The organism is Cellulosimicrobium composti (assembly GCF_010287905.1).
Lineage (GTDB): Bacteria > Actinomycetota > Actinomycetes > Actinomycetales > Cellulomonadaceae > Cellulosimicrobium > Cellulosimicrobium composti.
Window position 1 is genome coordinate 1 of the sequence record NZ_JAAFAN010000019.1, and the last position, 19,887, is coordinate 19,887.

Sequence of the window (19,887 nt, forward strand, 5' to 3'; positions counted from 1 at the left end):
TCCCATCGCGCGCCCGAGGTGTCCTCGTCCGGGGCATCCATCTCGCCCGGCGTCCGAGAGCCATCTCGATCGGCGTCACGTGGGCCGATCCGGCGATCAACCACACTTCGACACTACACCGGCAAGGGTTGCTCGCAGCGTGCGCCAGGGTCGTCGAGCAGCGGGTGGGAGGATGGGCCGATGGCGCTGACCGAGTTCCTGCTCGCCCGGATCGACGAGGACGAAGCAGCGTGCGCGAGCCTCGAGGACGAGTCGGGACCACCGACGCCGTGGTCACGGTCGCGGCTGCTGACCGAGTGCGCGGTGAAACGGCGCATCATCACCCTCGCGTACGAGGCCACCGGGTACGACATGACCGCCGACCTCGAGCGGGACAGCAACGACCGCGCCGAGAGCGGCATCGCCTTCGTCGGCGACCGCATCCTGCGGGCACTCGCCACGCCCTACGCCCAGCACCCGGACTTCGACCCTGCCTGGCGCACCTGACGACTCACCCACCGACCCCGACCCCCTTCGCGTGGCGAGCGGGCCCCGCACGGCGCATCGTCGGTAGCGCGGCCACGTGTCGCGGGGAATGCCGGTCGTGAAGCAGCCCGCTACCGGCGTGCCTCCCGACCCGGACGACGTACCGCGACCGCCAAGGGTCGAGAAGACAAGCCGAGAGCGTGGTCCGCCATGACCGTCATCGAGAAGTGGATCACCGTCTACTGCCCAGGCTGCGGCGGCCCCGCTCGCGCCCGCGTGCTGCACATCGTCGCCTGGGGCTCGATCCCGGGAACCCGGATCCCGCACCGGGTCAGCATCCTGTGCCAGTACCACTGCTCGGTCACGCGTGACGAGGCAGCATCGGCCGTGCTGGTCTGCCCCGAGTGTCGGTCGCACGTCGCCTAGATCTCCCCGCAGCCGGGCGCTGGTGAGGTCGAGAGCGCGGGGGTGCGATCCTGTCGCGCCGCTCAGTGCTGGCCGCCACAGACCAGGTCCATACGGACATACAGGTAGCAGTACGTATCGCGTTGGTGCGAGTTCATCGTTCTGGGGGGTAGGCAGCCCAGATGGTGCCAGCGTCGCGCGCGTGGCGTTCGGTGGTGGTGTAGGCGTAGCCGAGGGTGTCTGCGGCGATGGCTGGTGGCATGTCGAGGACGAGTTGTCGTAGGGCTGCGTTGCGTGCGCCGCGGAGGTCGATGCCGGCGCCGCGGAGTTTGCCCATGAGGTAGTTCGGGTCCAGGGGACGTGCGGGGCGGTAGCCGACGAAGATCCAGGGTGAGTTCTTACCGGTCGTGGTGTGGGTGTTGGGGCGGTCGGCGAGGTGCTCGCGGGCGAGGGCTGCGACGGGGCCGGGCAGGATGGCGGGGTCGTCGCCGAAGGTGATGGTGGGCGGGTCCGCTTCGAGGTCGACGTCGCCGGTGGTGAGCTGGGTGATGCGGGCGATGGGCTGGGCGTAGAGGAGCAGCAGGACGGCTGCGAGGCGGACCGTGGTCGACCTGGTGGTGTCGTGCAGGTCCCGGGCGAGCAGGGTGAGGCGTTCGTCCTGGGTCAGCACGGGCGCGGTCTTGGCGAGGCGGCGGGGAAAGTCCAGGTCGGGCATGTGGTGGTTGCGGATCGCCCAGTGGGCGAAGTTGCGCGCGACGTATCGGGTGCTGGGGCCGGGCGCGAGCCAGGTATCGATGTGACCTTGCGTCGCTTCGGGCAGGGTCGCGCCGTGGTCGGCGAGGTGGGCGAGGAACTGTGCGGCGACGGTGATCTCCTGCTTGGCGCTGTTCGCCGCGCCCGGCTTGAGGGTTCCGGTGTTGGCTCGCTGGCGCATGCGTCGCAGGTGGTGCCAGGTCGCGAAGCGTTCCAGGAGCTGGGTGTGCTCGGGCGGGTAGGCAGGGAGCCGGGTCGCGAGCCAGCGCTCGAACGTGGCGATCGTGGTGTCGCGTTCGGGCAGGATGTGCAGCTGCGTCAGGAGCGCGTCGAGGTGGTTCGCGGTCGCGCGGACGGGCTCGGCGTCCAGGCTGGCGTGCGACAAGGCCGTGGTGCCGTCGGCGAGGGCTCGCAGGATGCGTGTCACGTCGGGGTTGCGCAGCCAGATGAAGGCGTTGCGGGGCCGGTCCTGGGAGCACAGGGCGTCGATCAGCGGGACGAGCTCGGTACGGGGTTGTCCGGTGCCGTCGTCGAGCAGGGTGGTGAGGTCGTCACGCAGGACGCAGCGTGCGCACTGGTGGTCGCGGCGGTGCTCGTCCTCGGCGCCGCACCGGGTGCAGGTGAAGTCGTAGTCGATGCCGGCGCAGGGCGCGCAGACGGGATCGCCATCGCGCAGGCCGGGCAGAAGGCGTTCGGTGTGGCAGGCGGGGCAGGTTCCGTGGTGGCGGGTGGCACGTTGGAAGCAGCGGCGGCAGACGAACCCTTCGGGCCAGCGCATCCCTCGAGGAGAGCCGGTGCGCTGGCAGCGTGCGCACTCAGGCATCGGGGCGTATCCGTGCCCGGCGTGGGCGTCCGACGGCGGCCATGTCGAGCACGGGCGCGCCGACGGCGACCTGTTCGGTGCGGGTCTGGACGTCGGTGGGGATGAGGTCGGCGGGGGTGCACTCGAGGATGTCGCACAGTGCGGCCAGGACGGTGAGGTTGAGCCGTTCGGGGGTCTGGGTGACCAGGCGGTGCACCTGGGACGCGGAGAGTTCGATGCCGCGCTCGGTCAGCAGCGGCACGAGTGCGGTGGTGGTGAACAGGCCGTGGGCGGCCATGAGCTCGCGCAGGCGCCAGCGGTAGGTCGGCACGCGGGTCATCGTTCCTCCAGGGTCGAGGGCAGCTGGTCCAGTGTCTTGGTCAGCGCCCTGGTCAGGGTACGAGTGCGGAAGTCCGAGGAGACGCAGGTGTAGAGCGAGGTCGTGGAGGCGTGCTCGTGCCCGACCTGCTGCTGCACGAACAGAGCGTCGAAGCCCGACTCGATCAGGTGGGTCACGTACGACCGGCGCAGGGAGTGCATGTCCAGCCCGTCGGACAGGCCCAGTTCGCGACGGTAGCGGGCGAAAGTGCGGTTCAGCCCGGACAAGCCGATGCGTTCGCCGCGCTCGGACGGGAACAGCGCCCGGTCCCGCGGACCGGGGCGGTATGCGGGGCGGATCTCGTGGATCCACTCGGCCAGTACCTCGCTCGTCCAGTCCCACACCGTCAGCACGCTGCGCCGCTTGGGCGGGGCGCCGCGCATCGCCTTGCCGTGCCGGACATAGGCCACACCGAACGCCCCGAAGCCGGGGCCGTGCGGGTTCGCCCCGAAATCGGTGACGTCGAGCATCCGGACCTCGTTGCGTCGCAGACCGTAGGAGTAGGCGATCTTGAACACGACCGCGTCCCGGTAGGCAGCGAGCCACCCCTTGCGGCCCAGCGTCTGGGCGCGCAGCACCTGCTCGTCCGCGTGGTCCAGGAAGTCCTGCAGCTCGGCGTGGGTGAACGCGCGCTTGGTAGGCCGCGACTCGTTCGCCTGCACGTGTGCCACCGCGTTCGCCTCGGTCACGACCTGCACCGGGTGCGTCCCGAACCGCGCCTCGCACTCTGCCGCCCAGCCGTAGGTCGGGTCGGTGACGTACCAGCAGAACTGGCGCAGAGCACCCTGCACCGACCGCAGCGTCGAGTGCGCCACCCGGCGGTGTACCCGCAAGTCCGTGAACCACTCATCCGCCAGCACCATCGTCCACACCCACGGCCACTCGTTGCAGTACCCCTGAAATCGGCGCACCACCTGCTCACGCGCCGAGATCGTCGAGAACGCCAACCCACGCGCCAGCTGCTGCGACCGCCACCCGTCCAGCATCGCCTCGAACGTCGTCAACGCCGGATCGCGCACCACACGACCGGCCACTACCGGCAGCACGACGACGTTCCCACCCGGCCCCATCCGACCTCCACGACTCGCACCTGTCGCGAGATACTCGCATCAGATGCGATGAGAGGCAAGAGTCTGCAGGTCACAGGGTTGCGCGCCGCACACTCTGCCAACCCATCTGTGCGCCGTGCGACCCCATCGCGATGCGCGAGTCGTGCCGTTGCCGCAAGTCAAGCGGCAGAATTGGGCCTCGCGACCGGGGAAGTCCCAGCAGGGAAGAATGTCGCATCTGATGCGATACGCACTGCTTACTGTGACATAAGGTATCTTATCGGCGCAGAACTGGTGATGGTCGCACCGCGACTCGCCGAGGTGAACACCCCTAGCGACTCGCCCCGACGCCGCCGGGCAGGACCTCGTAGCGGTCGGGGACGGCCGTGAACGACCCGCGCCCGCCGGTGAGGGAGCGCAGGTCGAGGACGTAGCGCGTGAGCTCGGCCTCGGGGACGAGCGCGTCGACGCGCACGCGGCCGTCGGGCAGGGAGTCGGTCGCGGTGATGTGGCCGCGGCGTGCGGAGAGGTCGCCCATGACGTCGCCCTGCGCGTCGGGAGGGACGGTCACGGACACCGCGGAGACGGGTTCGAGCACGACGGTCCCTGCCGCGGCGAGGGCCTCGCGCACGCCGAGGCCGCCTGCGGTGCGGAACGCCATGTCGGACGAGTCGACGGAGTGCGCCTTGCCGTCGAGGACCTCGACGCGCAGGTCGACGACGGGGTAGCCGTGGGGCCCGCCGTGCTCCATGGCCTCGCGCGCCCCGCGCTCGACGGCGGGCAGGTACTGGCGCGGCACCGAGCCTCCGACGACGGAGCTGACGAACGCGAACCCTTCGCCGCGCGGGAGCGGGGAGACGCGGAGCTGCACGACGGCGAACTGCCCGTGACCGCCGGACTGCTTCTTCACGCGGCCCTCGACCTCGACGGCGCGCGTGATCGTCTCCCGGTAGGCGACCTGGACGGGCTCCGTCGTGACGCGCACGCCGAACGACCGTTCGAGCCGCTCGACGGCGACGGCGAGGTGCGTGTCGCCGAGGCCGCCGAGCACGGCCTGGGAGCCGTTGAGGTCGACGTGCAGCGTCGGGTCCTCGACGCGCAGGCGCGCGAGCGCGGCGGAGAGCTTGTCGTCGTCGGACTGCGAGACGGGCCGCAGCGCGAGCGCGTAGACGGGTGGCCGCGCGGGCAGGTCGGGCGCCGCCACGGGCGTGCGCCGCCCGGCGAGCAGGGTCCCGGTCGCGGCGGCGGAGAGCTTCGCGACGGCGGCGACGTCGCCCGCCACGACGCGCTCGACCGCGACGTGCTCGCGCCCGCGCAGGCGGAACAGCGCGTGCACGCGGTCCTCGGCGCCGGTCGTGGTGCTCACGAGCCGGTCGCCCGTCGCGACGGTGCCGGACAGCACCTTGAACACGGACACCTGCCCGACGAACGGGTCGACGACGGTGCGGAACACGTGCAGCAGCGCGTCCCCCGCCGGGTCCGCGACGACCTCGGACGTCGCGGCGTCGGCCCCCGAGCCGTCGGGCAGCACGAGGACGGCCGGGCGGTCCGCGGGCGACGGCCCGAGCTCGCACACGAGGTCGAGCACGCGGTCCACGCCCACGCCCGTGACGGCGGACGCGAGCAGCACCGGCACGGCCTCGCTCGTGAGGACCTCGTGCGCGAGCGTGCGCTCGAGGTCGGCCGCGCCGGGCTCGTCGCCCGCGAGGTACGCCTCGAGCTGGTCGTCGTCGTGCGTGACGATCTCCTCGACGACCTCGTCGTGCAGCGCGTGCTCCTCGTCGCGCACGTCCTCGGGGACGTCGTCGTCGTGGCCCTTCCCGTCGCCGTCGTACTCCCGCGCGCGCTCCGTCAGGACGTCGGCCACGCCGTGCAGGGCCTGCTCCTCGCCGAGCGGGAGCTCGAGCGGCACGAACGGCGCGTCGAGGGTCTCGCGCAGCGCGCCGAGGACGGTGCGGAAGCTGGCTCGCGCGCGGTCCTCCTGGGAGACGACGACGAGACGGGGGATCCCCGCCTCGTCGCAGCGTCGCCAGACCTCGAGCGTGCCCGCCTGCACCCCGTCGACGGCGCTCACCACCACCACCGCGAGGTCGGCGACGGCGAGCGCCGCGTCGACGCATCCCGCGAAGTCCGGGGAGCCGGGGGTGTCGAGCAGCGTCACCTGGTACGTCGTGCCGTCCGGCGCGCGCCAGTCGAGGTGTGCGACGCCGAGGCCCACAGAGATGCCGCGCGCCACCTCCTCGGGCTCGTGGTCGCACACGGTCGTGCCCTCGGCCACGGAGCCGGCCCGCGGGATCGCGCCCGCGCGATGGAGGAACGCCTCCGCGAGCGTGGTCTTGCCCGACCCGCTGTGCCCCACGAGGGCGACGTTGCGGGTCGTGGCCGGGCCGGTGGACGACGACGTCATGGCCATGGCTGCCTCCTGGCACGCGGCGGGGCGCCGTGTCCCGCCACGGTCCAGGCTAGTGACGTCGCGCGGTTCGTGCCCGGGCCGGAGGTCCCGGCCCGGGCACCGACTACAGGTGGGCGTCCGCGTAGGCGCGCAGGGCGTCGCGCACGAACGTGGCGCCCTCGACCCCGCCGTAGCTCTTCGCGAACCGCTCGTCCGCGACGTACATCTCGCCGAGGCCGACGACGTACTCCTTGACCGGAGCCGCGCCGGCACCCGGCGTGCCGGGGATGCCGCCGAGCCACTCGACGTGGCGACGCGCCAGCGCCTGCGCCTCCTCGGACTCCGGGGCGACCCCCCGGGCGGCCGCGGCCGCCCAGTCCTCGCCGAGCTCGCGCGTGCGGGCGAGCCAGGCCGTGCGGTCGTCGTCGGACATCTCGCGCCACCACGCGTCGCCGCGCGCGTACGCGTCCTTGCCCCAGCGGTCCTCGACCTCGTCCTTGTACTGCGTGTGGTCGAACCCGTCGAACATGTCGTCCGCCATGAGCTCGCCACCTCCTTCCATCGTGGTGATCGTCCGTTCGACCGACGCGATCTGCCGCGCCAGCCGCTGCCGCTCCGCCCGCAGCCACTCCAGGTGGCCGCGCAGCGCCCGCACCTGGGCGGCGCGCCCTGCCGTGCCCGACGCCGTCCCGTCGCCGGGGCCGTCCGGCGTCCCGTCGAGCGCCTCGCGGATCGCGGGGAGCCCGAGCCCGAGGTCCCGCAGGAGCAGAATCCGCTGGAGCCTCACGAGCGCGTCGGCGTCGTAGTGGCGGTAGCCGTTGGCCGCGACCCGGGTGGGCGGCAGCAGCCCGACCGCGTCGTAGTGACGCAGCGTGCGGCTCGTCGTCCCCGCGAGGCGCGCGACCTCCTGGATGGACCAGTCGGCCGAGCGCCCGCGCGTCGCGCTCGTGGTGGGCACGGGCGTGTCTCCTTCCCGGTCTTCGCGTCGCGGGTGCGACGACGTGGACCACGCTAGAAGTTGACGCTACGTCAAGGTCAACCGGTCTCTCTCGGTGCGGCGTGGCGGAGCGGGCGACCCTGCGAGGCCGGGCGTACCGTCGAGGAGGAAGACCCGGTCGGGCGCGCGACGAGCACGGAGGCCGCCATGGCCACGACGGAGCAGGTCCGGCGGCTCTACGCCGGACGAGACCTCGCGGCGAGGATCCTCGCCGCCGCGGGCGCTGGTGCGGGCCCGGTGGACGTCGACGCGCTCACGCCGTACGACCAGCTCCACGCGGGGGGCGCCCCGGCCACCACGGCGCTGCTCGACCTGCTCGGGCTCACCGCGGGGATCGTCCTCCTGGACGTCGGCTGCGGGCTCGGGGGTCCGGCGCGCCTCGCCGCGCGGCGGCACGGCTGCCACGTCACCGGCGTCGACGTCAGCCCGGACTTCGTCGACGCGGCGCGCGAGCTCACCGACCGGACCGGTCTCACCGACCTCGTGACCGTCGAGCTCGGCGACGGCGAGCGGCTGCCCTGCGCCGACGCGTCGCACGACCGCGCGATGCAGCTCCACGTGGGCATGAACGTCCCGGACAAGGCGGCGCTGTTCGCCGAGGTGCACCGCGTCGTGCGCCCCGGTGCGCCGTTCGCGCTGCTCGACCAGATGCGCGTCGGCGAGGGCGACCTGCCGTTCCCCCAGCCGTGGGCGACCACCCCGGACGCGTCGTTCGTCGAGACCCCCGACGCCTACCAGGACGCGCTCGCGCACGCCGGGTTCGACGTGCTGCGCGTCGAGGACCGCCGGCCCGCGCTCGCCGCGTCCGGGGGGCCGCGCCAGGAGGGCCTCGTCGTCGTGTTCGGCGACGACTTCGCCGCGCGCCTCGCCAACAGCGTCGCCGCGACCCGCGCGGGCCTCCTCGCCCCCGTCCTCGTGCTCGCGCGCGCCTGAGCGCCGCAGCGCTAGGGAGCTACTCGCCCACGAGCGCCGCCGTGAGCTCGGCGGGCGTCCCGACGACGGCGGCCGCGCCCGCGGCGGCGAGCTCGCCCGGGCGCGCGTAGCCCCACGCGACCCCGACGCACGCCACGCCGTGCGCCGCGGCCCCGAGCACGTCGTGCTCGCGGTCGCCGACCATGACGACCCGTCCGGCGCGCGAGAGCGCAGCCGCGTCGAGGGACGCGAGCGCGTGCGCGACGACGTCGCCCTTCGTGCTGCGCGCGCCGTCGAACGTCGCCCCGAAGACGTCGTCGAGGCCGCGGTCCAGGTGCTCGTGGAGACCGAGGTGCTCGACGACCCGGCGCGCCGTCGGCTCGGGCTTGGACGTCGCGACGGCGAGGCGGGACCCGGCCGCGCGGACGGCCGCGAGGCACCCGGGGACGCCGGGGAAGACGGCGTTGTCGAAGAGGTTGCCCGCCCCGTACACCTCCCGGTACGCGGCGACGGCGTCGGCGACGAGGTCGGGCGGCACGCCGTGCGTCGCGAACGACTCCGCGAGGGGCGGGCCGACGAACCCGCGCAGATCCGGCTCGGCGGGCGCCGCGACCCCGAGCGCCGCGTAGGCGTGCGCACCGACGCGAGGATGCCTGGCGCCGAGTCGGCGAGCGTCCCGTCGAGGTCGAGCAGGACGAGGTCGTAGCGCGCGCTCACGAGGTCGCCGAGGCGTCGTCGCCGGACCCGGACGGCGCGGGACCGGCCACGGGCGCTTACTCGCCGACCGTGCCGTCGACGGCCTCGCGGAGCAGGTCGGCGTGGCCGTTGTGCCGGGCGTACTCCTCGATCATGTGGACGAGGATCCACCGCAGGGTCCAGCGCTCGCCCGTCTGGCTGCTCGCGCGGGCGCTGAGCCGGTCGAGCCCGCCGTCGGCGAGCGCGGCGTCGAGGATCGCGTCGGAGGCCGCGACGGCGCGGTCGAAGAGCATGCGCAGCTCCACGGCCGTGTCGCCCGCGGCGGACGTCCAGTCCCAGTCGCGGTCCTCGGCCCAGTCGGCGGTGTCGAACGGGGCCATGAGCGGCTCGCCGAGCAGCACCTGGGAGAACCACTGGGACTCGACGAACGCGAGGTGCTTGAGCAGGCCGCCGAGCGTCATCGACGACGGCGGGAGCCGGTGGGCGAGCTCGGCCGCGTCGAGGCCCGACGTCTTCCACCGCAGCGTGTCGCGGTGGAAGTCGAGGAAGCCCCGCAGCGTGGCCACCTCGTCGGCGCTGACGGGCGGGTCGGTGCGGTGGTCGGTCACGGCGCCCACCCTAGCGACCGGGCCGACCGGACGGGCGGGTCCTCGTCGGCGCAATCGGCCTCCCCACGAGCCGGCCCCGCACGTCCTCGCGCGCCGCGGCCCGGCCCTCAGGCGATCGACGCGAGCAGCTCCCGGCAGGCCTCCTCGCACGTGCGGCACGCCTCGCCGCACACGCGGCAGTGCTCGTGCATCCCGGCGTGCTGCTCGCACTCGGCCGCGCACACGCCGCACGCCGCGACGCACGCCTGGAGCTGGCCGCGCGTGACCGCCGCGTCGTACCCGGTGTGCCGGGACAGGACCCTGAGGGTCGCGGTGCAGACGTCCGCGCAGTTCAGGTCCGTCGTGATGCACCGGCGCAGGTCGGCCACCATGTCCTCGGCGAGGCACGCGTCGGCGCACGCGGTGCACGCCTGCGCGCACGTGGCGAGCGCGTCGAGCGCGCGGGTCAGCAGGTCGTGGTCGAGGTCGACGTCGCCCGGGTAGGAGCGCAGCATCGCGTCCGCCCTCATGGTGGCCTCCAAGGCTGGGCGGCGCCCGGCGCGCCGCGGGTCTCTCGACGCTACGAGCGGCGCCCGCGGGTCGCACGCGGGACCTACCGGACGACGAGCGCGACCGCGGCGAGCAGCAGCGTCGCGACGATCTCCCCGATCCCCACGGCTCGCGGGCTCAGCGCCCGACCGGGCAGCACGGCGGCGCGGGCCGTCGCCGCGGCGAGGAACGCCGTCGCCCACCACCACGACGGGTCGTGCACGACGGCGAGCACGGCCGCCGCGACGGTGACCGCCGCGTGGTACGCGACCGACGCGACGACGTACGCGCGCACGCCGCGCTCGCGGATCATCGTCTTGACGTAGAGCACGGTGCCGAACAGGTAGGCGAGCAGCAGCCCGGCGACGAGCCAGACGACGCCCGGGACGACGAGCACCGGCGCCCCAGGGACCCGGCACGCCACATATGCGACGACCGTCATGAGGGACGCGGCGACGGTCATCGCCCCGCCCGCCGCGACGGAGCGCTCCGTCCGCTGCGCCGACGCCCACAGGCCGAGCGCGAGGAACGGCAGGAAGGTGGGCGCCCACACCGCGAGCGGCGGGTCGAGCAGGAGCACGACCAGCCCGAGCGCCGCGGCGACCGCGGCGTACGTGAGCATCGGGCGCCGGTAGCGCGGACGGCGGCGCGACTTCAGCCAGAGCCCGCCGGCGAAGTACGCGAGGTAGCCGACGAGCCACAGGGCGCCGAGCGCGAGCGTGACGGGCCGGAACCCGGCGTCCTGCACACCGCGCACCGTGCCGACCACGAACGGCAGCAGCAGCATGGGCCACGCGCCGTGCTGGTTCGGCACCCAGCCGGGCGGACGTCGGGACACCCCTCGACGCTATCGCCGCGGCGCGCGCGCCCGGCCGCGGGAGGTCCCGCCGCGGCACGGTCCTCCGGCCCGTCCGGCCGGGACGTTCGTCCCGACCTGTCCCGTGTGCCGCGCCACGCCGGACCTCGGCGCCGCCTGCACCTCGACGACTAGATATGGTGGCGCAGCCGTGATCCAGGCCCCACATGTTGGGGTGCGGGCCGTCGCGCATCCCCGCGCGGCGGCGAGTCCGGTGGGCAGAGAGAACGGGTCCGATGAGCACCGTCGAGCTCGACCAGGAAGCACCGACCACCACGACGACCGCGCCGCTGGAGGTCCTCAAGCGGGACGGGCGGCGCCGCCCGTTCGACGACGCCCGCATCCGCGCCGCCGTCACCAAGGCGTTCGCGGCCGTCCACGGCGACCTCGACGCGACGCACCGGCGCCGCGTCGACGAGGTCGTCGCACGCGTGGACGCGGAGATCGCGGCGCGGTTCGACGCGACCGTGACGATCGACGAGATCCAGGGCGTCGTCGAGCACGTGCTGCTCGAGTCGCACGAGTACGTCGTCGCACGCGCCTACATCGACTACCGCGTGCAGCGCGACGTCGCGCGCAGCCGGGCGACCGACCTCGACCAGGCGATCGTGCGGCTGCTGGACAAGGAGTCCACGGTCGTCAACGAGAACGCGAACAAGGACAGCGAGGTCTTCAACACGCAGCGCGACCTCACGGCCGGGGCCGTGGGCAAGGCGATCGGGCTGCGGATGCTGCCGCCGCACGTGGCGAACGCGCACCAGAAGGGCGACCTGCACTACCACGACCTCGACTACCACCCGTACGCCCCCATGACGAACTGCTGCCTCATCGACTTCCGGTCGATGCTGTCGAGCGGGTTCCGGATCGGGAACGCGCAGGTGGAGCCGCCGCGCTCGATCCAGACCGCGACGGCGCAGATCAGCCAGATCATCGCGAACGTGTCGTCCAGCCAGTACGGCGGCTGCTCGGTCAACCGCATCGACGAGCTCCTCGCCCCGTACGCCGCGCGCAACCTCGAGAAGCACCTCGCTGACGCGCGCCGCTGGATCCCCGACGAGTCCGTGCACGAGGAGTACGCGCGCGCCAAGACGTCCAAGGACATCGAGGACGCGATGCAGTCGCTGGAGTACGAGATCAACACCCTGTTCACGTCGAACGGGCAGACGCCGTTCACGACGGTCGGGTTCGGGCTCGGCACCGGCTGGCTCGAGCGCGAGATCCAGCGCGCGATCCTGCGGATCCGTATCCGCGGGCTCGGCAGCGAGGGCCGCACCGCGATCTTCCCCAAGCTCGTCCTCACCCTGCGCCGCGGCGTGAACCTCGACCCCGGCGACCCGAACTACGACCTCAAGCAGCTCGCCGTCGAGTGCGCGACGAAGCGCATGTACCCGGACGTGCTGTCGTACGACAAGATCGTCGAGCTCACCGGGTCGTTCAAGGTGCCCATGGGCTGCCGGTCGTTCCTCCAGGGCTGGCAGGACGAGCACGGCCAGGACGTCTCCGAGGGCCGCATGAACCTGGGCGTCGTGACGCTCAACCTCCCGCGCATCGCGCTCGAGGCGGACGGCGACCTGGACGCGTTCTGGCGCCTGCTCGACGAGCGCCTGGAGACCGTGCACGACGCGCTCGTCTTCCGCATCGAGCGCTGCAAGGAGGCGACGCCGGGCAACGCGCCGATCCTCTACGTCCACGGGGCGTTCGGGGAGCGCCTCGCTCCCGGCGACGACGTCGACCGGCTCTTCCGCGACGGCCGCGCCACGGTGTCGCTCGGGTACATCGGGCTGTACGAGGTCGCGGCCGCGTTCTACGGCGGCGCCTGGGAGCACGACCCGCGGGCCAAGGAGCTCACGCTCGACGTGCTGCGGTCCCTGCACGCGCACGCCGCCGGGTGGACCGCGCGGCTCGGGTACCGGATCAGCGTCTACGCGACGCCGAGCGAGAGCCTCACCGACCGGTTCTGCCGCCTCGACCGGGAGCGGTTCGGCGCGGTGCCCGACATCACCGACAAGGACTACTACACGAACAGCTTCCACTACGACGTCCGCAAGAGCCCGACGCCGTTCGAGAAGCTCGACTTCGAGGCCGAGTACGCGCGGTACACCTCGGGCGGGTTCATCCACTACTGCGAGTACCCCGTGCTCCAGCAGAACCCGCGGGCGCTGGAGGCCGTGTGGGACTACGCGTACGACCGCGTGGGCTACCTCGGCACGAACACGCCGATCGACCGCTGCTACGCGTGCGGGTTCACGGGTGACTTCGACCCGACGGCGCGCGGCTTCGCGTGCCCGTCGTGCGGCAACGCCGACCCGCGCACGTGCGACGTCGTGAAGCGCACGTGCGGGTACCTCGGCAACCCGCAGCAGCGCCCCATGGTGCACGGCCGCCACGCGGAGATCTCCGCGCGCGTGAAGCATCTGCCGGACTCGGCGTCGGCGTGACCGTGGCGCGCACCCCCGGCCCCGGCTGGCGCTCGGACCGCGTCAGCCAGGGGTACGTCGCGGACTACAAGCCGTTCGTCATGGTCGACGGCGAGGGCGTGCGCTGCGCGCTGTACGTGAGCGGGTGCCTGTTCGCGTGCGAGGGCTGCTTCAACGAGGCCGCGTGGAGCTTCCGCTATGGGCAGCCGTACGACGACGCCCTGGAGGACCGCGTCCTGGCCGACCTCGCGCACCCCGCCGTGCAGGGCCTGTCCCTGCTCGGCGGGGAGCCGTTCCTCAACACGGGCGTGTGCCTGCGGCTCGTGCGCCGCGTGCGCGCGGAGCACGGCGACCGCAAGGACGTGTGGTGCTGGACGGGCTACACGCTGGAGGAGCTGCGCGCGGGCCCGGCGGACCAGCGCGCGCTCCTCGCCGAGGTCGACGTGCTCGTGGACGGCCGGTTCGACCTCGCGCGCCGCGACCTCACGCTCGCGTTCCGCGGCAGCACCAACCAGCGCGTCCTCGACGCGCGGGCCTCGCTCGCGACGGGCCACGCCGTCCCCTGGCGACGCCTTCCGCGACACACGGCCCGCTGAGCGTGCAGAGCGGGCGGTCATCCTGCGTACCTGGACAGGCAGAAGCAGCCCCGGCTATCCTGGTCCCATCACGATCAGCCCGTTGCCGTCAGGCAGCGGGCTGATTTTCTTTCGCCGGCTGGGGGGTCATGGGCGACTACACGAAGACGTGGCTCTCGGTCGACGAGCAAGCCACCAAACTCGCTGACCGCGGGGTCGATGTCGAACCGCGTGAGCACACCCTCGCGCTCCTCCGTGGGATCGGCTACTACCGCCTCACGGGCTACCTCTATCCCTTTCGCGACTCCGAGAAGCACACGGACGGAGCAGACGGCAAGACCCGGGTCGAGGTGCTGAGCACGTATCGTCCAGGGGCCTCGACAAAGCACATCGCGCGGGTCATTGACTTCGACCGGCAATTACGGCTGCACGTCCTGGACGGCGTCGAACGCATCGAAGTCGCCGTTCGGATGCGGATCGACTACGTACTCGGGCGCCGGTCCCCTCTGGCGCACCTCGACCCCGACAACTTCCTTCCGGCTTTCACCGCCGCACAGATCGACGACTCGACCGGCTGGCGGACCCAGCCGAGCAAGCACACCGAGTGGCTTCGCCGCGTCGGCGAACGATGCAACGGGTCGGACGAAGCATTCGTCGCCCACTTCAAGGAAAAGTACGACGGCCAGATGCCGATCTGGGCGCTCACGGAGATCCTCGAGCTCGGCCACCTCTCTCATCCGTACCAGGGACTTCACGAGCAGGACGCGCTGGAGATCGCCGCCGCCTTCGGTGTCCCGACCAAACGACTCATGACAAGCTGGCTTGCGAGCGTGAACTACGTCCGGAACGTCGCCGCGCACCACGCACGCCTCTTCAACCGCAAGCTGCAGAACGCGCCGAGCCGCCCGAAAGCCGGGAAGGTGCCCCTCCTGGATCACCTCCGCGCCGAAGACACCGCCAAGAGCACCTTCGGCGTGTACAACGCGTTAGCGGTGATCGCCTACCTCCTGCGGTCGATCGGTGACGACGCCGCTTGGCGCCGGGGACTCGTCGAGCTGCTCGAGTCCTTCCCTTCCGCACCCGGCCTGACCATCGCCGCGGTTGGAGCACCCCAGGGCTGGGCACACCAGGCGTTGTGGAGTGGCACACCGAACCCGACCTCGGTCTAGCCCGTGGAACGCACCGGGAGAGCTCCGACTCCTCGACGCGTGCGGTCCGATGCTCGGCCCGGTGGGCGGTCTCGCGCTCCCTGCACCGCCTGGGAGTTCCTGAACTGCGGGCCGCTCGGCACGCCGTCCGCCCAGGCCGGGGCGAGCGCGCCTCGGCAGAAAGCCGGTGATCAGACGGTCCGGCGGGTCCGGCGGATGCCGACCCACAGCCCGACGGCGCACGTCACGGCTGCGGCGACGAACCCCCACAGCACGTCGGGGTCGGTGAACGACCCGGCGAGCAGGGCGCGCTCGGCGTCGACGACGTAGGTCAGCGGGTTGAACAGCGCGGCGGTGCGCATCCAGGCGGGCCCGGCCTCGAGCGGCAGCATCATCCCGGAGAGGATGAGCAGCGGGAACAGCAGCGACTGCTGCACGCCCCAGAACAGCCACTCGCGGTTCTTCGCGGCGAGCGCGAGCGCGATCGAGAGCGCCCCGACGCCGACGCCGAACAGCCCGAGGAGCAGCAGGCCCACGAGCAGGTGCAGCGGGTGGAGCGTGAACCCGAACGGGACGCACACGAGCGCGATGAGCAGGCCCTGCACGACGAGCGGCGCGAACTCCTTGAGCGAGCGGCCCACGAGGATCGCGGAGCGGTCGAGCGGCGTGGCGAGCACGCGCTCGTAGGAGCCGGTCATCATCTCGTAGAGCAGGTTGGACCCGCTCATCGAGGTGCCGAAGAGCGAGATCATGACGATCACACCCGGGACGAACCACTGCAGGGTGTCGGCGGTGGAGCCGCCCCCGCCGGGCGCGCCGCCCCCGAACCCGCCGACCGCACCCGTGAGCAGCGGCCCGAACAGCCCGAGGAAGATCAGGGGCTGCAGCAGCGAGAAGATCAGCGTGAACGGGTCGCGCAGGACGAGCAGGATCTCGCGCGTGAAGACGGCCCAGGTGTCGCCGACGAACTTCGCGACACCGGTCCGCGGGACCGCGTCCGCGCCCTCCGTGACCGGCGTGGCCCGGTCCCCGGTCAGGTCGGTCCGCGTGCTCATGCCGCCTCCTCTCGCAGGCTGCGCCCGGTGAGGTTGAGGAACACGTCGTCGAGGCTCGCCTGCTGGAGCGCCGCCGAGCGCACGGCGAGCCCGCCGACGCGCAGCGCCTCGATCGCCTCGGGGAGCCGGTCGGCGCCGTGGGTCGTCGAGATCCGCACGGAGACGACGCCGTCGGCGCCGCTCGCGGTCTCGACCTGACCCACGCCCTCGGCGAGGGACGCGCGGACGCGGCCGACGACGTCGGCCACCTCCCCCGGGCGCGCCCCAGGCGCCTCGCCGCCGGTGGCGGGCGCACCGCCCGGCGCGGGGACGACCGCGAGCGTGATGACGTCGTCGGCGTGGTCGCGCTTGAGGGCGTCGGGCGTCGCGTCGGCGATGATCTCGCCGTGGTCGATGACGACGACGCGCTCGGCCATGCTGTCGGCCTCGTCGAGGTAGTGCGTGGTGAGGACGATCGTCATGCCGTAGCGCTCGCGCATCGCGGCGATGTGCTCCCACAGGTTGGCTCGCGCGTGGGGGTCGAGGCCCGTCGTCGGCTCGTCGAGGAACAGCAGCGGCGGGTGGTTCATGAGCCCGAGCGCCACGTCGAGCCGGCGCCGCTGCCCGCCCGAGAGGGACTGCACCGTGCGCTTCTCGAGGCCCTCGAGGTCGAGCGCCGCGACGAGGTCGGCCGCGCGGCGCGCGTACTCCGACGCCGGCAGGCCGTAGAAGCGGCCCTGGTTGTGCAGCTCGTCGAGCACGCGGTAGGAGTACCCGCCGCCGTTGCCCTGGCCGATGAATCCGATGCGCGAGCGCACGCGGGCCGGGTCGCGCGCGACGTCGTAGCCGGCGACCTCGGCGGTCCCGGCGGTCGGTTCGAGGAGGCTCGTGAGCATCCTCAGGGTCGTGGACTTGCCGGCCCCGTTGGGGCCGAGGAACGCGACGAGCTCGCCCTCGCGCACGTCCACGTCGATGCCCTTGACGGCCTCGACGGTCTCTTTCTTGCGGTGGAAGGTCTTGGTCAGGCCACGGGCTCGGATCACCGGGAGCACGCCCCTTCGTACGCCGTACCGAAATGGACGAATCACGCTAGCATACGGTGTACGGGAATAGGCAAGCCTTCGTCCGGGCCGGAAGTCGGGGAGGATACGCACGTGACGACCGACCGCAGCGACGACCGCGAGGACGACCTCGCGGCGTCGGGCACCCCGCAGACCGCCCCGACGAGCCCGGAGCCCGGTGCGCCCGCACGGCCGCGCGGCGTCGTCGCCGCCGCGGACGCGGGCGTCGCGTCGGCCGTGCAGGCCGCCGAGCACGCGCGGGCCCAGTTCACCGAGGTCGTCCGCACGCCCGAGATCACGCGCCGCCTCGCGCTCCTGTGGGACCCGCCCGCACCCGCGACGCGCGGGCGCAAGCCGCGCCTCACGCTCGACGACGTCGTGCGCGCCGGGATCGCCGTCGCGCAGGAGGGCGGCCTCGACGCGCTGTCCATGCGCCGCGTCGCGACCGAGCTGGGCGTCGGCGCCATGTCGCTCTACACGTACGTGCCCGGGCGCACCGAGCTCGTGGACCTCATGATCGACCGCGCCTACGGCGAGCTCGACCTGCCCGCCGCGGGTGCGCCGTGGCGGCCCGCGCTCGCGCAGTACGCGCACGAGATGTGGGGCCTGTACCAGCGCCACCCCTGGATCCTGCAGACCAACATGTGGCGCGCTCCCCTCGCCCCGCACGTGCTCGACGCGCAGGAGGCCGGGCTGCGCACGCTCGTCGACACGGGGCTGTCCGAGGTCCAGGTCGTCGAGACCCTCGGCCTCGTCGACAACTACGTGCAGGGGCTCGCGCGCGCGAACATCGCCGAGACCGCCGACCGTGACGCGACCGGCATCGGCAACGACGAGTACTGGACGACGCTCGGAAGCTTCTGGGAGGACTGGTTCGACGTCGAGCGCTACCCGGTCATGACGCGCATCTACGTCGCGGGCGGGTTCGACGCGCCCCAGGGCCCCCTCGACGCGAGCCTCGACCGCCTCCTCGACGCGGTCGAGATGGCGATCGACCGCGCGAACGCGCAGCGGCCCGCCGAGGACCCCCGCCCCGGCTGACGTGCGGCCGCGTCCCCTGGCAGGATCGACCCCATGGATCCCCGCGCCGGCACGCCCGCCCAGCCCAGCGACCTCATCGACGTCGACGCCGTGGTCGGCGCGTACTACGACCTCACGCCCGACGTCGACGACCCGGCCCAGAAGGTCGTGTTCGGCACGTCCGGCCACCGCGGGTCGAGCCTGGACCACGCGTTCAACGAGGCGCACATCGTCGCGATCACCGCGGCGATCGTCGAGTACCGCCGCTCGCAGGGCACGGACGGTCCGCTGTTCATCGGGCGTGACACCCACGCGCTGTCGCTCCCGGCGTGGCAGACCGCGCTCGAGGTCCTCGTCGCCGCCGGTGTCGAGACGTACGTCGACGCGCGCGACTCGTTCACCCCGACGCCCGCCGTCTCGCAGTCGATCCTCCTGCACAACGAGGCGACGACGGTCGACGGCGTGCGCACCACCGGCCCCGGCCTCGCGGACGGGATCGTCGTCACGCCGTCGCACAACCCGCCGCGCGACGGCGGCTTCAAGTACAACCCGCCGCACGGCGGCCCCGCCGGGTCCGAGGCGACCGGCTGGATCGCGGACCGTGCGAACGAGATCCTGCGCACGGGCATCGCGAGCGTGCCGCGCGTGCCGCTGACCCAGGCACTCACGTCGGAGCACGTGCACAAGCACGACTTCCTCACCACGTACGTCGACGACCTCGCGAACGTCCTCGACCTCGACGCGATCCGCGACTCCGGCGTGCGGATCGGGGCCGACCCGCTGGGCGGCGCGTCCGTCGAGTACTGGGGCGAGATCGGCGAGCGGTACGGGCTCGACCTCACGGTCGTCAACCCGCAGGTCGACCCGCGCTGGGCGTTCATGACGCTCGACTGGGACGGCAAGATCCGCATGGACTGCTCGTCGCCGTACGCGATGGCGTCGCTCGTGGCGGGCATGACCGGCGAGTCGGGGAACGCGGAGGGCGGCGCGCCGTTCGACGTCGCGACCGGGAACGACGCCGACTCCGACCGCCACGGGATCGTCACGCCCGACGCCGGGCTCATGAACCCCAACCACTACCTCGCCGTCGCGATCCAGTACCTCTACGGCGGCGCGCGCGAGGGCTGGCGCGACGACGCGGCGATCGGCAAGACGCTCGTGTCGTCGGCGCTCGTCGACCGGGTCGCGGGCGGGCTGGGTCGCCGGCTCGTCGAGGTCCCCGTCGGGTTCAAGTGGTTCGTGCCCGGCCTGCTCGACGGGACGGTCGGGTTCGGCGGCGAGGAGTCCGCGGGGGCGTCGTTCCTGCGCACGGACGGCCGCGTGTGGTCGACCGACAAGGACGGGCTCCTGCTCGCGCTCCTCGCGTCCGAGATCATCGCGACGACGGGCCGCAGCCCCTCCGAGCACCACCGCGACCTCGTCGAGCGCTACGGCGAGTCCTGGTACGCGCGGGTCGACGCCCCCGCGACGCTCGAGGAGAAGGCGACGCTGGGCGGGCTGTCGCCGGAGCAGGTCACCGCGACCGAGCTCGCGGGCGAGCCGATCACCGCGAAGCTCACCAACGCGCCCGGCAACGACGCCCCGATCGGCGGGCTCAAGGTGACGACCGAGAACGCGTGGTTCGCGGCCCGGCCGTCGGGCACGGAGAACGTCTACAAGATCTACGCCGAGTCGTTCGTCTCCGCAGAGCACCTCACCCAGGTCCAGGCCGAGGCGAAGGACGTCGTCTCCGCCGCCCTCGGAGGCTGACCTCCCTGCCGAGGGAGAACCCTGGTTCTCCCTCGGCGAAC

Annotated in this window: 19 protein-coding genes; 8 read left to right on the forward strand and 11 right to left on the reverse strand. The window is 72.7% G+C overall.

Features of this window, described 5'->3' with window-relative positions; translation table 11 throughout:
* The first annotated feature begins 180 nt into the window (after positions 1-180).
* Together GYH36_RS07465 and GYH36_RS07470 are read left to right on the forward strand one after the other, a co-directional pair.
* Positions 181-486: a DUF6221 family protein gene (locus GYH36_RS07465; RefSeq protein WP_024839778.1), complete on the forward strand. Its 306-nt coding sequence runs from the start codon at positions 181-183 to the stop codon at positions 484-486.
* Between the two features lie 189 nt (positions 487-675).
* Positions 676-891 (forward strand): hypothetical protein, encoded by a 216-nt coding sequence (locus GYH36_RS07470; protein ID WP_024839779.1) that lies wholly within the window; start codon positions 676-678, stop codon positions 889-891.
* A 133-nt stretch (positions 892-1,024) separates the two neighbouring features.
* Here GYH36_RS07470 and GYH36_RS07475 read toward each other — a convergent pair whose 3' ends face one another.
* From GYH36_RS07475 to GYH36_RS07495, 5 genes are all read right to left on the reverse strand, one after another.
* Positions 1,025-2,401 carry a site-specific integrase gene (locus tag GYH36_RS07475; RefSeq protein WP_024839780.1) on the reverse strand — a complete coding sequence of 459 codons (1,377 nt, stop codon included), beginning with the start codon at positions 2,399-2,401 and terminating at the stop codon, positions 1,025-1,027.
* Positions 2,402-2,438: 37 nt separating this feature from the next.
* On the reverse strand, positions 2,439-2,765 hold the full coding sequence (locus GYH36_RS07480; protein ID WP_024839781.1) for a helix-turn-helix domain-containing protein: 327 nt from the start codon (positions 2,763-2,765) through the stop codon (positions 2,439-2,441).
* Positions 2,762-3,850, reverse strand: coding sequence for a tyrosine-type recombinase/integrase (locus GYH36_RS07485; protein WP_312028548.1), 1,089 nt, complete (start codon positions 3,848-3,850; stop codon positions 2,762-2,764). The genes GYH36_RS07480 and GYH36_RS07485 overlap by 4 nt, the downstream gene beginning before the upstream one ends.
* Positions 3,851-4,184: 334 nt before the next feature.
* A complete protein-coding gene (locus tag GYH36_RS07490; protein WP_312028549.1) occupies positions 4,185-6,266 on the reverse strand; it encodes an elongation factor G in 2,082 nt (693 codons plus the stop codon).
* 103 nt (positions 6,267-6,369) lie between these two features.
* Positions 6,370-7,203 (reverse strand): MerR family transcriptional regulator, encoded by an 834-nt coding sequence (locus tag GYH36_RS07495; protein WP_162289528.1) that lies wholly within the window; start codon positions 7,201-7,203, stop codon positions 6,370-6,372.
* Positions 7,204-7,389: 186 nt separating this feature from the next.
* Between GYH36_RS07495 and GYH36_RS07500 the strand changes: the two genes are divergently transcribed.
* A complete protein-coding gene (locus GYH36_RS07500) occupies positions 7,390-8,175 on the forward strand; it encodes an SAM-dependent methyltransferase (protein ID WP_162289529.1) in 786 nt (261 codons plus the stop codon).
* 19 nt (positions 8,176-8,194) lie between these two features.
* Here GYH36_RS07500 and GYH36_RS07505 read toward each other — a convergent pair whose 3' ends face one another.
* The 4 genes from GYH36_RS07505 to GYH36_RS07520 all read right to left on the reverse strand — a co-directional run bounded on the left by GYH36_RS07505 (position 8,195) and on the right by GYH36_RS07520 (position 10,824).
* Positions 8,195-8,743 (reverse strand): HAD family hydrolase, encoded by a 549-nt coding sequence (locus GYH36_RS07505; protein WP_312028552.1) that lies wholly within the window; start codon positions 8,741-8,743, stop codon positions 8,195-8,197.
* Positions 8,744-8,927: 184 nt separating this feature from the next.
* Positions 8,928-9,458, reverse strand: coding sequence for a DinB family protein (locus tag GYH36_RS07510; protein ID WP_051471512.1), 531 nt, complete (start codon positions 9,456-9,458; stop codon positions 8,928-8,930).
* A 107-nt stretch (positions 9,459-9,565) separates the two neighbouring features.
* Complete coding sequence (locus GYH36_RS07515; protein ID WP_115941770.1) at positions 9,566-9,967, reverse strand: four-helix bundle copper-binding protein; 402 nt, start codon at positions 9,965-9,967, stop codon at positions 9,566-9,568.
* An 83-nt stretch (positions 9,968-10,050) separates the two neighbouring features.
* Positions 10,051-10,824, reverse strand: coding sequence for a YwiC-like family protein (locus GYH36_RS07520; RefSeq protein ID WP_312028550.1), 774 nt, complete (start codon positions 10,822-10,824; stop codon positions 10,051-10,053).
* Between the two features lie 254 nt (positions 10,825-11,078).
* On the opposite strand from GYH36_RS07520, the gene nrdD reads away from it, so the two are divergent.
* The 3 genes from nrdD (at position 11,079) to GYH36_RS07535 (ending at position 15,003) form a co-directional block, all read left to right on the forward strand.
* A complete protein-coding gene (gene nrdD, locus GYH36_RS07525; protein WP_162289530.1) occupies positions 11,079-13,280 on the forward strand; it encodes an anaerobic ribonucleoside-triphosphate reductase in 2,202 nt (733 codons plus the stop codon).
* Positions 13,281-13,282: 2 nt separating this feature from the next.
* A complete protein-coding gene (nrdG, locus tag GYH36_RS07530) occupies positions 13,283-13,855 on the forward strand; it encodes an anaerobic ribonucleoside-triphosphate reductase activating protein (RefSeq protein WP_162289531.1) in 573 nt (190 codons plus the stop codon).
* Positions 13,856-13,983: 128 nt separating this feature from the next.
* Positions 13,984-15,003, forward strand: a complete 1,020-nt coding sequence (locus GYH36_RS07535; RefSeq protein WP_162289532.1) for an Abi family protein — start codon at positions 13,984-13,986, stop codon at positions 15,001-15,003.
* A gap of 170 nt (positions 15,004-15,173) precedes the next feature.
* On the opposite strand, the gene GYH36_RS07540 is transcribed toward GYH36_RS07535, so the two are convergent.
* Entirely contained in the window at positions 15,174-16,037 is an 864-nt protein-coding gene (locus GYH36_RS07540; RefSeq protein ID WP_115941767.1) for an ABC transporter permease, read from the reverse strand.
* Positions 16,034-17,059, reverse strand: coding sequence for an ABC transporter ATP-binding protein (locus tag GYH36_RS07545; RefSeq protein ID WP_115943489.1), 1,026 nt, complete (start codon positions 17,057-17,059; stop codon positions 16,034-16,036). The genes GYH36_RS07540 and GYH36_RS07545 overlap by 4 nt, the downstream gene beginning before the upstream one ends.
* 111 nt (positions 17,060-17,170) lie before the next feature.
* Here GYH36_RS07545 and GYH36_RS07550 point away from each other — a divergent pair, with 111 nt between their 5' ends.
* Together GYH36_RS07550 and pgm are read left to right on the forward strand one after the other, a co-directional pair.
* The gene (locus GYH36_RS07550) at positions 17,171-18,118 is read left to right on the forward strand and encodes a TetR/AcrR family transcriptional regulator (protein ID WP_155098639.1); all 948 of its coding nucleotides are present in this window, start codon (positions 17,171-17,173) and stop codon (positions 18,116-18,118) included.
* Between the two features lie 33 nt (positions 18,119-18,151).
* Positions 18,152-19,846, forward strand: a complete 1,695-nt coding sequence (gene pgm, locus GYH36_RS07555; RefSeq protein ID WP_162289533.1) for a phosphoglucomutase (alpha-D-glucose-1,6-bisphosphate-dependent) — start codon at positions 18,152-18,154, stop codon at positions 19,844-19,846.
* The last annotated feature ends 41 nt before the right edge of the window (positions 19,847-19,887 follow it).

What these genes read in the sequence shown, in the direction of transcription:
- GYH36_RS07465 (WP_024839778.1), top strand. Translation starts at nt 181, where the DNA reads ATGGCGCTGACCGAGTTCCTGCTCGCCCGGATCGACGAGGACGAAGCA.
- GYH36_RS07470 (WP_024839779.1), top strand. Translation starts at nt 676, where the DNA reads ATGACCGTCATCGAGAAGTGGATCACCGTCTACTGCCCAGGCTGCGGC.
- GYH36_RS07475 (WP_024839780.1), bottom strand. Translation starts at nt 2,401, where the DNA reads ATGCGCTGGCCCGAAGGGTTCGTCTGCCGCCGCTGCTTCCAACGTGCC.
- GYH36_RS07480 (WP_024839781.1), bottom strand. Translation starts at nt 2,765, where the DNA reads ATGACCCGCGTGCCGACCTACCGCTGGCGCCTGCGCGAGCTCATGGCC.
- GYH36_RS07490 (WP_312028549.1), bottom strand. Translation starts at nt 6,266, where the DNA reads ATGGCCATGACGTCGTCGTCCACCGGCCCGGCCACGACCCGCAACGTC.
- GYH36_RS07500 (WP_162289529.1), top strand. Translation starts at nt 7,390, where the DNA reads ATGGCCACGACGGAGCAGGTCCGGCGGCTCTACGCCGGACGAGACCTC.
- GYH36_RS07515 (WP_115941770.1), bottom strand. Translation starts at nt 9,967, where the DNA reads ATGAGGGCGGACGCGATGCTGCGCTCCTACCCGGGCGACGTCGACCTC.
- nrdD (WP_162289530.1), top strand. Translation starts at nt 11,079, where the DNA reads ATGAGCACCGTCGAGCTCGACCAGGAAGCACCGACCACCACGACGACC.
- GYH36_RS07535 (WP_162289532.1), top strand. Translation starts at nt 13,984, where the DNA reads ATGGGCGACTACACGAAGACGTGGCTCTCGGTCGACGAGCAAGCCACC.
- GYH36_RS07540 (WP_115941767.1), bottom strand. Translation starts at nt 16,037, where the DNA reads ATGAGCACGCGGACCGACCTGACCGGGGACCGGGCCACGCCGGTCACG.
- pgm (WP_162289533.1), top strand. Translation starts at nt 18,152, where the DNA reads ATGGATCCCCGCGCCGGCACGCCCGCCCAGCCCAGCGACCTCATCGAC.